Annotated in this window: 10 protein-coding genes and 1 pseudogene; 8 read left to right on the top strand and 3 right to left on the bottom strand. The window is 47.7% G+C overall.

The genetic code is table 11. The features are described from left to right. Nucleotides 1-95: 95 nt before the first annotated feature. Nucleotides 96-546, bottom strand: a pseudogene (locus tag NC994_RS15925) (methyltransferase domain-containing protein). A 90-nt stretch (nt 547-636) separates the two neighbouring features. On the opposite strand from NC994_RS15925, the gene hemH reads away from it, so the two are divergent. Next, a complete protein-coding gene (gene hemH, locus NC994_RS15920; protein ID WP_190439105.1) occupies nt 637-1,800 on the top strand; it encodes a ferrochelatase in 1,164 nt (387 codons plus the stop codon). 83 nt (nt 1,801-1,883) lie between these two features. On the opposite strand, the gene NC994_RS15915 is transcribed toward hemH, so the two are convergent. Continuing rightward, nucleotides 1,884-2,462 carry a DUF4126 domain-containing protein gene (locus NC994_RS15915; protein ID WP_190438995.1) on the bottom strand — a complete coding sequence of 193 codons (579 nt, stop codon included), beginning with the start codon at nt 2,460-2,462 and terminating at the stop codon, nt 1,884-1,886. A gap of 660 nt (nt 2,463-3,122) precedes the next feature. On the opposite strand from NC994_RS15915, the gene NC994_RS15910 reads away from it, so the two are divergent. The 5 genes from NC994_RS15910 to NC994_RS15890 all read left to right on the top strand — a co-directional run bounded on the left by NC994_RS15910 (nt 3,123) and on the right by NC994_RS15890 (nt 8,414). After that, the gene (locus NC994_RS15910) at nt 3,123-4,421 is read left to right on the top strand and encodes a Glu/Leu/Phe/Val dehydrogenase (protein ID WP_190410109.1); all 1,299 of its coding nucleotides are present in this window, start codon (nt 3,123-3,125) and stop codon (nt 4,419-4,421) included. A 288-nt stretch (nt 4,422-4,709) separates the two neighbouring features. Continuing rightward, nucleotides 4,710-5,717 (top strand): ATP-binding cassette domain-containing protein, encoded by a 1,008-nt coding sequence (locus NC994_RS15905; RefSeq protein ID WP_190410110.1) that lies wholly within the window; start codon nt 4,710-4,712, stop codon nt 5,715-5,717. Next, a complete protein-coding gene (locus NC994_RS15900; RefSeq protein WP_190438992.1) occupies nt 5,714-6,505 on the top strand; it encodes an ABC-2 family transporter protein in 792 nt (263 codons plus the stop codon). Before NC994_RS15905 ends, NC994_RS15900 begins: the two co-directional genes overlap by 4 nt. A gap of 93 nt (nt 6,506-6,598) precedes the next feature. Next, on the top strand, nt 6,599-7,381 hold the full coding sequence (locus NC994_RS15895) for an ABC transporter permease (RefSeq protein ID WP_190410112.1): 783 nt from the start codon (nt 6,599-6,601) through the stop codon (nt 7,379-7,381). Nucleotides 7,382-7,544: 163 nt separating this feature from the next. Continuing rightward, on the top strand, nt 7,545-8,414 hold the full coding sequence (locus NC994_RS15890; RefSeq protein ID WP_190438989.1) for an aldo/keto reductase: 870 nt from the start codon (nt 7,545-7,547) through the stop codon (nt 8,412-8,414). A gap of 185 nt (nt 8,415-8,599) precedes the next feature. Here the strand turns inward: NC994_RS15890 and NC994_RS15885 are convergent, their stop codons facing one another. Next, nucleotides 8,600-9,355, bottom strand: a complete 756-nt coding sequence (locus tag NC994_RS15885; protein ID WP_190410114.1) for a ferritin-like domain-containing protein — start codon at nt 9,353-9,355, stop codon at nt 8,600-8,602. Nucleotides 9,356-9,692: 337 nt separating this feature from the next. On the opposite strand from NC994_RS15885, the gene NC994_RS15880 reads away from it, so the two are divergent. After that, nucleotides 9,693-10,403, top strand: coding sequence for a DUF2259 domain-containing protein (locus NC994_RS15880; RefSeq protein ID WP_190438987.1), 711 nt, complete (start codon nt 9,693-9,695; stop codon nt 10,401-10,403). A 32-nt stretch (nt 10,404-10,435) separates the two neighbouring features. Beyond that, a complete protein-coding gene (locus NC994_RS15875) occupies nt 10,436-12,031 on the top strand; it encodes a gamma-glutamyltransferase family protein (RefSeq protein WP_190438985.1) in 1,596 nt (531 codons plus the stop codon). The last annotated feature ends 19 nt before the right edge of the window (nt 12,032-12,050 follow it).

Raw genomic sequence — 12,050 nt, 5'->3', positions numbered from 1 at the left:
AAGGCGTCTCATTTGCAGCTAATTCGTGTATCTGGGAATGCAGAGTAGAGGCGCTGCTTCCCCCTGGCTCTGTTTCTGGTGCGTTCTGGAGTAGTTTATTTCTGGGCGTGAATCACCTGCAAACTTCCACCTGCATGGAGAGTCGGTTCTTCCACCAGATTAAACCCAATCTCCTGCAACAACCCAGCCAAATCCGTCTTTAACAGCTGCCAAGCGGTTTCTGTTTCAAACAGCCACAAAAATAGGGAGATTGGAGGCCAAAATAGCGGATTTGTGGGACGATGAAAATCGACCAAGGCAAAGATACCTCCCGGTTTTAGTACCCGGTAAACTTCTTGGAGAATTTGCCGCAATCGATCGGGTTCCATTTCATGCATAGCAGCACGTTTCTGAATCGATCGTTAACCCTTGCAAAGGTAGTTGACGAAATCTTGCTTCCCCGCCTACACTCACAGCAGCTAAACGAGCGATCGCATCATACAGCCACTGGTGTTGATAACTCCAAGTCCTTAAAATAGTAGCCCCTACTCCACCCGTAGTTAAAATCTGTATCTCTTATTGCAGACCCGAACCTTTAAAAGAATATTATTGTTAAAATCAGTAACGAAAATGAAAGATTTGGAAACTGTAACCGCTATGGGTCGTGTAGGAGTTTTGCTACTAAATCTGGGTGGGCCGGATGATTTAGAGGATGTTGGGCCTTTTCTGTTTAATCTGTTTTCCGACCCAGAGATTATTCGCATACCCTTTTCTGGGCTACAGAAACCCTTAGCGTGGCTGATTTCCACCTTAAGAACCAAAAAATCCCAAGAAAACTATCGGGAAATCGGGGGCGGCTCCCCACTGCGGCGGATTACAGAAGCCCAAGCAGAAGCGCTTCAGGCAAAATTGCAGCAACAAGGACAAGAAGCGAATATTTACATCGGGATGCGTTACTGGTATCCCTTTACAGAAGAAGCGATCGCCCGCATCAAACGCGACGCCATAGAACACCTGGTAATTCTCCCCCTCTATCCTCAATTTTCCATCAGTACCAGCGGTTCCAGCTTCCGCCTTTTAGAAAGACTGTGGCAGGAAGACCCAGCACTGAGCCGAATCGAATACACCGTCATTCCCTCCTGGTATCACCAACCCAGCTACCTGCAAGCAATGGCTGAGTTGATTTCCCAAGAACTGGGCCAATTTCCCAATCCCGACCAAGTTCATCTCTTTTTTAGCGCTCACGGTGTTCCTGTCAGCTACGTTGAAGAAGCCGGAGATCCCTATCAAAGAGAAATTGAGGACTGCACCGCTCTAATTATGCAGACCCTCAATCGACCCAATTCCCACACCTTGGCTTATCAAAGCCGAGTCGGGCCAGTCGAGTGGCTTAAACCCTATACCGAAGACGCCCTAAAAGAACTGGGGGCCAAGGGAGTCGAAAATTTGTTAGTTGTACCGATTAGCTTTGTCTCCGAGCATATCGAAACCTTACAAGAAATTGACATCGAGTACCGCGAACTGGCAGAAGAATCTGGCATCCACGACTTCCGCCGCGTGCCAGCATTAGATACTCATCCCCGCTTTATTGAAGCAATGGCGACTTTGGTGATTGATGCTCTCGACGCCCCCAGCTTGAAGCTATCCCAAGTCACACAGCTCAAAAAGAAAGTCAAAATGTATCCCCAAGAGCGCTGGGAGTGGGGCATGACCACAGCAGCAGAAGTCTGGAACGGACGTCTGGCAATGCTGGGCTTTCTTGCCTTGGTAATCGAGTTAATTAGCGGTCGCGGGCCTCTACACTTTGTTGGGCTAATGTAAAAACTAAAAATAAAATAAAAAAGTAAAAAAGCCAAACTAAAAACAAACAATCCTTTCTTTTGCCTTTTTACTTTTGCTTTCCTTTAATCGGGTTGCTGATAGTGCCCCTTAGAGCGTTTTTGTCCTCGATACCAGCGATACCATTCCTTGGAGCTGCGAATAGCTAGCCACAACAAGAGTAAGGCGATGAGTCCTCCATGTTTGGGCGCATCGAAAGCGAAGACGACCAAGACAACGCACAGAACATCTTGCAAAAAGACGACCCACAGCGGTAAACGCCGCAAGCGATAGAACCAGCCGACCTGAACTAGCTGGAGGACGAACGCTAATAAGCTGCCCACCACAGCAACTATCCAGAGAAGCCCAGTGGAAGCGCCAGCAATTTGGGCAACGGCAACGCCCATAATCGCTCCGACAATTGGGCTGAAAAGTAGCTGGATCAGTTGCAGTACGCGCTGACCCAACAGCTTTTTCGAGGCGAACAGCTCAAATAACGACCAGCTGGTTAGCACTCCTAAAACCACAGGAGGAGGAAAGCGCGACAGTAGGGGCACGCTTGACCAGAGATTGGTACTATGCAATAGACCAATCACCAGCAAGGGAAGAGCTACTCTCATTCCTGCCGCCGCAGATGCAGAGAGTGCGGCTAAGATTTCAATCATAAGAATTCAGCCGACACAAGAACTGATTGCTTGACATCAGGGCAGACGAGAATTATTTCCTCTGTTTACAGTTTCACACTGCTTTAGAGAGCTTGCCACTAATTTCCAAGATATTTCATAAACAGCGATCGCGCTGATGGGTCATCCCCCCTCATCCGCTGTCCCAAACTCCACTTAAACCGGAATTGTGTCGCTTATTCTTAAAATGTTACATATAATACAGTTTTTTTTATGTTTTAATGTTGGTAGGGAAAGTTAAGCGTCTTCCAAGAAAGAAAATTAATTGCAATACGTGCGACGCGCACACTTATTAAGTCGGTAAAAATAAACAAAAAATCCTCACTTTGCTGAGAAACTCGACGATGAGCAACTCGCAAAATTCCCTATTGAAAAATAGGTTTAGAGGGGGTTCGGTTTTTGCCTACTTAATTAAGAACCCTAGCCAAAGCAATCGTTTTCTATTGCGAGAATCTACTGAAGCAGGTGGTGTAATTAAACATTACTTGTAGGGTTTGTAATGGGTAATTGGTTATGCTTCATACCAGTTAACTTTTTACTTTCAGTCCTCAAGAGTTATCTTAATTTGCACCATTCTGCTTTTCTTAAAGTGAAATTTGTATTTGCATACCAGCTTGATCGTGCAACAGGAGGAATCGTGGGATGTCAGACTCATTATTTGCTGATGCTAGCCAAAGATTAGAACAAGCCCTAAAATTTGTTTCTATTTCCGACGATGCAGCCGAACACTTAAAATATCCAAAAGCCAGTTTAGCCGTTTCAATTCCTGTCCGGATGGATAACGGCACTTTGAGGATTTTTCAGGGCTATCGTGTCCGTTACGATGATACCAGAGGGCCGACTAAAGGAGGGGTACGCTATCACCCCAATGTTTCAATGGATGAAGTGCAATCCTTAGCCTTTTGGATGACTTTTAAGTGTGCGGTATTAAATTTACCGTTTGGCGGAGCGAAAGGGGGAATTACGCTGAATCCGAAAGAACTCTCGAAGATGGAGTTAGAACGGTTGAGTCGGGGTTATGTGGATGCGATCGCAGACTTTATTGGCCCTGACGTGGATATTCCAGCACCCGACGTATACACCAATCCCATGATTATGGGTTGGATGATGGATCAATACAGTATTATCCGCCGTCAAATTACTCCAGCCGTTGTCACCGGCAAACCGTTAACGATGGGGGGTAGTTTAGGTAGAGATACTGCTACTGCTATGGGTGCTTTCTTTGTGATTGAAAGCATCATGAGCAAAGTTGACCGACTCCCTCAAGAGACAACCGTAGCCGTTCAGGGATTTGGGAATGCTGGTGCAGAGATAGCAGAATTACTCTACAAAGCTGGATATAAAGTTGTTGCGGTTAGCGATTCCCAAGGTGGTGTCTATTCCAAAAAAGGTTTAGATATTCCCAGTATTCGGCAATATAAAGTCTCCAGCAGAGGTATTAAAGCCCTCTACTGCCAAGACACCGTTTGCCACATGGATGAACACGAAGTCATCAGCAATGAGGAACTTTTAGCTTTAGATGTGGATGTCTTGATTCCCGCCGCCTTAGAAAATCAAATTAATGAGGCGAATGTCAAGGATATCAAAGCAAAGTATATCTTTGAAGTTGCTAACGGCCCGGTTAGTTCAGCCGCTGACAGAATTTTGGAAGAACGGGGAATTTACGTCTTTCCCGATATTTTAGTTAATGCGGGCGGCGTTACAGTCAGCTACTTTGAATGGGTACAAAATCGCAGCGGACTTTATTGGACGCTCAAAGAAGTCAATCAACGCTTAATGGAAAAAATGGTCGAAGAAACTGAGAAAATTTGGGCAATTTCTCAGGAACTAGCCATTCCAATGCGAACAGCAGCTTACGTCCATGCTTTAAATCGGTTGGGAGAAGCTATCAACGCCAAGGGTACGCGAGACTATTATCTCAACGGTCGAGTTTATGCATAGTCCGTAAGTTAATGAGAGGCGGCGCTATCTAGGGCAGGGGATACCTCTGCCCTATTTCGTTGATATCATCCATCTGAAACCCCCAGTCATCTGCAAATCCTAGACCTGTGCAACTCCCAGTTGCAGTTTATGAGGCAGATAGACAAAAACGTAAATACCTTGGTATTGGAAAAGCTCAGGCTGGAATTGAGAGTCATGTTGGATACCCATTAAAGTCTTGCCATTGGATAGGGACATCCAGCCGCTTTTTAGAGTATCAAGTTAGATTTATAGAAAAAGCTAATTGCAATGCCTATTGTCTCGGCTGAGAAACTGAGCAAAGTCTACCCAGTGGCGGTCAAAGAACCCGGACTTAAGGGGACATTACAGCACTTTCTGCGCCGCACCTACCGCGAGGTAAAGGCGGTTCAAGATGTCTCCTTCGAGATTGAACCGGGGGAAGTAGTGGGGTTTTTAGGTGCCAATGGCGCGGGAAAAACGACGACTCTGAAGATGCTCACGGGGTTAATCCATCCCTCCGCAGGGAATGTAAGAGTGGCGGGACAGGTTCCTTTCCAGCGTCAGGCGTCTTTTTTGAAACAAATTACGCTGGTGATGGGGCAAAAGCAGCAGTTGCTCTGGGACTTGCCAGCGATGGACTCGCTGAGGATAAACGCCGCTGTTTATAACATCTCCGACAAAGAGTTTCGGCGCATGGTGGGGGAACTAACGGAGATGCTTTCACTGCAAGGCAAGCTGAATCAGCCGGTGCGGAAACTTTCTCTAGGGGAACGAATGAAGGCTGAGTTGCTAGCCGCTCTCCTCCACCAGCCTAAGGTACTGTTTTTGGATGAGCCGACGCTGGGGCTGGATATCAATGCTCAGGTGGGGGTGCGGGAATTTTTGCGGGAGTACAATCAGCTCTATGGAGCGACGATTCTCTTAACCAGCCACTACATGGCAGATATCACGGCTTTGTGTCAGCGGGTGCTACTGATTCATCAAGGTCAGCTAATTTATGATGGTAGTTTGGATGGACTCCTAGACCGCTTTGCCCCCTACCGCGAGGTGAAAGTAGAGTTGGCGCATCCGCTACCGAAAAATGATGTAGAAAGGGGAAGTTTGGCATCTTTAAAGTCTTATGGTGAAATCAAAGCGGTAGAAGGTCAAGTGGTGCGGTTGCTGGTGCGGCGGGAGGCACTGACGCGCACAGTCGCTAAAATTTTGGCGGAAATGGATGTATTGGATTTGGCGGTGACTGACCCGCCGATTGAAGAAGTAATCGGTCAGGTGTTTCGTGCAGGAGTCGTTGTATGAGTTCAGCAATTAGAACCGCCAAAACTTTGCTGATAGCTTATTACGCTCATATGCTGGAGTATCGGGCAGAACTATTTTTGTGGGCGCTATCGGGTTCTGTGCCCTTCATCTTGATGGGGATTTGGATGGAAGCAGCATCGCAAGGTGGACAATTTGGACTGTCGCCAGTAGATTTTGCCCGCTATTTCATTGCAGCTTTTCTGGTTAGGCAGTTTACGGTTGTTTGGGTGATTTGGGAATTTGAGAAGCAGGTGGTACAAGGGACGTTGTCTTCTCGACTGCTGCAACCCTTAGACCCGGTGTGGCATCATGTCGCTTCTCATCTTTCCGAACGCCTTGCCCGTTTACCGTTCATTGCGGGGTTGATAATCTTGTTTTTCACTCTCTACCCGAAGGCTCTTTGGTTGCCGAGTGTGGGGACAATTTTATTATTTTTCGGGGTGTTAGCGATCGCCTTCACTCTCCGCTTTCTCATCCAATACACGTTTGCTCTGTTCGCTTTTTGGACGGAACGCGCTAGCGCCATCGAACAATTCTGGTTTCTGCTGTATCTGTTTCTTTCTGGCGTTGTGGCACCCCTAGAAGTTTTTCCGCCAGCGGTGCGTGAGGTGGTTCTGTGGACGCCATTTCCCTATCTGGTGCATTTCCCGGCGGCGTTGTTGGTAGGGTTGCCAGTGGATTTAGGGCGGGGTTTGTTGGCAATGTTCGGCTGGTGCTTGCTGTTTTTTGTCTGGAATCGTTGGATGTGGCGGCGGGGATTAAAACAATATTCGGGGATGGGGGCGTAGGAAGAAAGAGGGGAAGAGTGCGATCGCTTTCGCCGTGTTGCTATCCGCAAATCGCGTTACTTTCAAATTGGCACACCTTGCAACCTTGAGAAGATGCAACGATATCTACGGGTACTAAAGCTATTTTGGAGTACAGCGATCGCTGCCGAACTTGAATACCGGGTTAATTTTGTTCTAGCAGCACTCAGTAGTTTGGGAAACCTAGCCGGTAGTATGTTTGGGTTGTCCTTGTTTTACCGCAATGGTTACACCTTTGAAGGGTGGAAATGGGAGGAAGCTTTGGTTGTGTTGGGAGTTTTTACGATCCTGCAAGGCTTTTCTAATAGCTTTTTGGTGCCTAATTTAAACCGGATTGTCGATCAGGTTCAGCAAGGGACATTAGACTTTGTGCTGCTGAAGCCAATCAGCAGCCAATTTTGGCTTTCTACCCGCGCCTTTTCTCCTTGGGGACTGCCAGATTTAGTCTTTGGAGGGGTGCTGATTGGCTATGCTGGGGCGCGGTTGGGTTTGAGAATCAGCGACTATTTCTTAAGTACGATACCGCTACTATTCGGTTTCGCAATTCTGTACAGCCTGTGGTTTATGCTGGGGGCGACTAGCATCTGGTTTGTGAAAATCTACAACGTCACTGAGGTACTCAGAGGCTTTTTAGAAGCTGGGCGATACCCAATGGTTGCTTATCCCGCGGCTTACCGTTTTTTCTTTACTTTCATAGTGCCAGTAGCGTTTTTAACGACTATCCCAGCGGAGGCGATGCTGGGGCGCGTCGAGGTGGGTTGGATAGTGAGTGCGGGAATTCTGGCGTTGGCGCTATTATTCGCTTCGCGGGTTTTCTGGCGGTTTGCGTTGCGATTTTATACGAGTGCGTCGAGTTAGAATTGCCCTTTTAGACGTATGGACACGCTAATGCTGTGTCCTTGCAAGGTGTTGACCAACAGAATTTGCGATCGCTTGTTGAGAACTAACCGTCAGACAGACGATTTCCATCCGGCAATCTTCAATCAATTGAAGGGGTAGAAGACGAAAGCAAAATCAAACAATGAAAACGAAAGAACTAGGACATACAGGTGTCAAAATCAGCGCGATCGCACTGGGTGGAATGCCGATGTCTTTAAGTAGCAGACCCCCAGAATCAGAATCCATCAAAGTCATCCATCGCGCCCTCGATTTGGGCGTGACGCTGATTGATACCGCTGATTCCTACTGCAAAGATGAATCAGATAAGCACCACAACGAAGGCTTAATTAGTAAAGCGCTTTCCTCTTATTCAGGTGATAAGAGTAATGTTCTGGTTGCCACTAAGGGCGGACTGATGCGCCCTAACGGTAGCTGGACGCGCAACGGCAACCCCAAGCATCTACGAGAGACAATTCGGATCAGCTTTGAGACTTTGGGGGGAAAGCCGATAGATATTTGGCAATACCACGCACCCGATACAGATTACACGATTGAAGAGTCGCTGAAACCAGCCAAAGAAGCTGTAGAACAAGGAACGATCCGGTTTGTCGGCGTCTCTAACTTTTCAGTAGAGCAAATTAAACGCGCCCGTGATGTGGTTGAGATTGTCTCTGTACAAAATCAGTACAATCCTTGGAATCGTCAGCCGGAAGAGGACGGAGTGCTGGAGTATTGCGAAAAGGAACAACTAACGTTTTTACCTTGGAGTCCGTTGGGTGGTAGCCGTCGCGTGGGCAAACTGGAAGATATTGATGCGATCGCTCAACTTGCCCAAGAAAAAGGCGTTTCTGTCTACAATATTGTCCTAGCATGGCTGCGGGCAAAATCTCCAGCCATTGTGCCTATTCCCGGCGCAAGTAAAGTTTCTAGCATTGAAGACTCTGTGCGTGCTGTCGATGTCAAGCTGTCAGATCGAGAAGTTGACCAAATCGACCGCGCTACAGCATCCTGATGATTGTAGGGGCTTACGCATTCCAGCGAAAAAACGCTTGCTGTAACAATAGTTGCTCCGAAGGCTTCGCCCTTCCCACGGCTAGATTGAGGGCGAAGTCTTCGGGTTCAAAAATCAGGGTGTGTAACAGAAGTGTTCGCCTAAATGCGAAAGCCCTACAGGAAATCAGAGAACGAGAAAATAGGTTAAGCTACCGCTAGTTCTGCTTCCTCAGACATTTCTGTGGGAACGCCATCCTGAACCAGAGAAGGCATCTGTCCGCTTTTCTGCATCAGATTTGTCACCATTGCCAACAAAGCATTCACCTTGCGAGTCCGCCACGCATCCACCATCTCTTCTACTGCTGCATCTGGGAGGCGACGCTTTAGCGCTTCTAAAAGATAAGCGGCGTGTCCGGTTTCGTCGTGGGCGATACTGAGGAGTCCCTTTTTCAAGCTAGCGCTGTTCGGTTCATCCTCTGGTAACACATTAGCCATGCGAACGAAGTCTTTGCTGGCATCCAGTTCTAGGATATACGTGCTAGCCATGAACACCACCCAGTCAATATTCTGCGGTTTCAAGCTTTCTTGGGAGTATCCTTCAAAGTAAGCTTCAAAAAAGGGACTGCGGCGGCGTTCATCCGGCTTACCCTCTGGCTTAGCTTCAGCGGCTTTCTTGAAGTCAATGACTTGCTTATTCAGCCGCTTCAGCGCTTGGGCAAAAATTTGACCGTGACGCTTTTCATCAGAGGCGTGGCGGGCAAGTTTTTCAGCTAGCCACGTATCGCCTTCAGCAGCGGCGCGATCGCTCAAGGCTTGCAGAAATGGAACTGAACCAGATTCTGCCAGTTGGAACCCGGCGAGGACGTTTGGGCGCGTTAAAGGATCGCGAATTTGGCGGGCACCAATGTAAGCCCCAGCACCCGATCCGGCTAAGTGCAACAGGTAGGTAAAAAAGTTCATGCTGAAATTTTCTTGAGTGTTTAGAGCTAACGGATGATATTCTATCGCTGTTTTTTTAAATAGGGGGTTAGAGAGGATGCTTTTGTTGTTGCCAATGTGGGGTTTGCTTGCTGACTCTAAACTCCTAGCTTTATTAAGCAAACATACTAAAAAGCATCCCTCCCAGGAAATATCTATTACAGTTGACTCTAAGGAATTTTAGGGTGCAGAAGCTTCTAGGCTGAGCGGGCAACAGTTTAACAGGAACTGAGTGTTTCGCTAATTTAAAAGAAATTGTCAATCCTCAAGTAAAAATTTAAAATCAAATAATCTCTGCATTCAAAAGAATAAAATTGCCATGAAAAGTTTACCCGTAATTTCACTGAGTTTTGTTGCGTTTGCGACGATTTTCATATCTTCAGACGCACTCGCGGAAATTTTCAAAACCAGTCTTAGACTATCAGGTTTCTCAACTGATAGTCGTCACTATATTTATCTAGAAAGTTATCGTAACCCGATTACGGAAACGCCTAAAGCACAATTGCAAATCGTAAATGCACCTACAAATTCTTGCGTTGAATATGGCTGTATAGAAACAGAAAATACTCAGGAATCTTCAAGCCCAACGACTCAAGCCGCTGAAACAGAATTACTCAAAAAAACAGCGGAAATTCGGTACAAATTAAAATTAAATCGTCCAGCGGCAGGAAGAAGACTGCCTGCTCTTTCTCGCGTCACCAACCCAGATGGAAGTGAAGTTTATACCTTTTTAGTGAAGAATAAGAAAGACCCTCTACAGGTATTAATGCGGCAAAAATATATCCCATCAGTTGCGTATGGAGGAAATGCGGATACAGATCGTGCTGCCCTCCAACTTGAGATTATTTACAACAATCGGAGACGTACCTTGAGCAGCCTGAATACATACCGCGATAATACGATGAAATATGCGCTCAGAGAAGTGCGCTTAGCCCCAAATGGACGCAATGCGGTTATTCTAATGAATACGATCGAACCGGCTGAACAGGGGGCAGTACAGACGACTTTGGTACAGAGTTTCCCGCTTTAATCCAGCTATAAATTGCCCGGTTTAAAAATACAATGCCGCCAGAAAATTTAACCGATTATCCCTACTTTAGTGCCCGACGAGTGGTGATGGGGCAGCGAGGTGCTGTGGCAACTAGCCAACCTCTGGCGGCTTTGGCTGGGATGGAAATGCTGATGGCTGGGGGAAATGCGGTGGATGCCGCGATCGCGATGGCGATCGCGCTGACTGTCGTAGAACCCACCTCCAACGGCATCGGTGCAGACGCTTTCGCTTTAGTTTGGGATGGGCAATTGCACGGATTGAATGCTTCGGGGAAAAGTCCCTACCATCTCAATCTAGACGCTTTTGCTGGGATGCAGCAATTTCCCGATTTGGGTTGGCTGACTGTCACCGTACCGGGTGCGGTGTCGGGATGGCAAAAATTATGGAAGCGTTGGGGAAAGCTACCGTTTGAGCAGCTATTTGTCCCGGCGATTCGATACGCTGAAGAAGGTTTTCCCGTGTCACCGGAGACGGCACGGGCGTGGAAGCGAGCCGAGGCAATCTATTTGCCGCTGATTGCACCAGAGTTTCAGCCATTTAAAGAAGTATTTTTTCCAGAAAATCGGGCACCCGCCGCCGGGGAAATTTGGCGGAGTCCGCTTCATGCCAAAACCCTAAGAGCGATCGCCCAAACTGAAGGGGAAAGCTTTTATCGAGGGGAAATTGCCGAAAAAATCGCTAACTTTGCCGCTAAAACCGGCGGTATTTTGACAGCATCTGACTTGGCAACCCACTCCTGCGACTGGGTGCAGCCGATTTTCACTAACTACCGGGACATTACCGTCTGGGAAATTCCTCCCAATACTCAAGGCATCGCAACGCTAATGGCTTTGAATATTCTCGAAGGTTATCCCCTACCCGATTACCCCCGCGAATCAGTTTCTAGCTACCATCTGCAAATTGAGGCGATGAAGCTGGCTTTTGCAGATTTACATCAATATATTGGCGATCCTCGGTTTATGGAGGTGCCCCTAGAACATCTCCTAAACAAAGCTTATGCTGACGAACGACGCTGTTTGATTGGAAAAGAAGCTGCGATCGCTCAGCCTGGTTTACCCAAGGGAGGCACCGTCTATCTAGCGGCGGCTGACGGCGAACTGATGGTATCTTTCATCCAATCTAACTACAGTGGCTTTGGCAGCGGCATTCTGGTTCCCGATACGGGCATCGCCCTGCAAAACCGGGCATCGGGATTCACCCTAACTCCGGGACACCCAAATCAAGTGGGAGCCGCGAAACGCCCCTTTCACACGATTATTCCCGGCTTTCTTACCCAAGACAATCAACCTTTAGGGCCATTTGGCGTCATGGGGGCACCCATGCAACCGCAGGGACATCTGCAAGTCGTTGTCAACCTCCTAGACTATGGGATGAACCCCCAAACAGCGCTGGATGCACCGAGATGGCGGTTTGTCGCTGGCAAGACAGTGCTTTTAGAACAGATGGTACCCCGGAATATCACTTTAGCGCTCGCTGAACGCGGTCATGATATCCAAATCAGTGCAGAACCCGGAATGTTTGGCAAGGGGCAGATCATCTTGCGGCAAGGCGGGGTACTGGTTGCCGCTTCCGAACCCCGCGCCGATGGGCTGGCATTAGCCTGGTAATACCTTTCCTTAGAGAGAC

It is taken from the genome of Trichocoleus sp. AS-A1 (assembly GCF_039962015.1).
GTDB lineage: Bacteria > Cyanobacteriota > Cyanobacteriia > Cyanobacteriales > FACHB-T130 > FACHB-T130.
This window is presented reverse-complemented; position numbering and strand designations above follow the sequence as displayed.

What these genes read in the sequence shown, in the direction of transcription:
- hemH (WP_190439105.1), top strand. Translation starts at nt 637, where the DNA reads ATGGGTCGTGTAGGAGTTTTGCTACTAAATCTGGGTGGGCCGGATGAT.
- NC994_RS15915 (WP_190438995.1), bottom strand. Translation starts at nt 2,462, where the DNA reads ATGATTGAAATCTTAGCCGCACTCTCTGCATCTGCGGCGGCAGGAATG.
- NC994_RS15910 (WP_190410109.1), top strand. Translation starts at nt 3,123, where the DNA reads ATGTCAGACTCATTATTTGCTGATGCTAGCCAAAGATTAGAACAAGCC.
- NC994_RS15905 (WP_190410110.1), top strand. Translation starts at nt 4,710, where the DNA reads ATGCCTATTGTCTCGGCTGAGAAACTGAGCAAAGTCTACCCAGTGGCG.
- NC994_RS15900 (WP_190438992.1), top strand. Translation starts at nt 5,714, where the DNA reads ATGAGTTCAGCAATTAGAACCGCCAAAACTTTGCTGATAGCTTATTAC.
- NC994_RS15895 (WP_190410112.1), top strand. Translation starts at nt 6,599, where the DNA reads ATGCAACGATATCTACGGGTACTAAAGCTATTTTGGAGTACAGCGATC.
- NC994_RS15890 (WP_190438989.1), top strand. Translation starts at nt 7,545, where the DNA reads ATGAAAACGAAAGAACTAGGACATACAGGTGTCAAAATCAGCGCGATC.
- NC994_RS15885 (WP_190410114.1), bottom strand. Translation starts at nt 9,355, where the DNA reads ATGAACTTTTTTACCTACCTGTTGCACTTAGCCGGATCGGGTGCTGGG.
- NC994_RS15880 (WP_190438987.1), top strand. Translation starts at nt 9,693, where the DNA reads ATGAAAAGTTTACCCGTAATTTCACTGAGTTTTGTTGCGTTTGCGACG.
- NC994_RS15875 (WP_190438985.1), top strand. Translation starts at nt 10,436, where the DNA reads ATGCCGCCAGAAAATTTAACCGATTATCCCTACTTTAGTGCCCGACGA.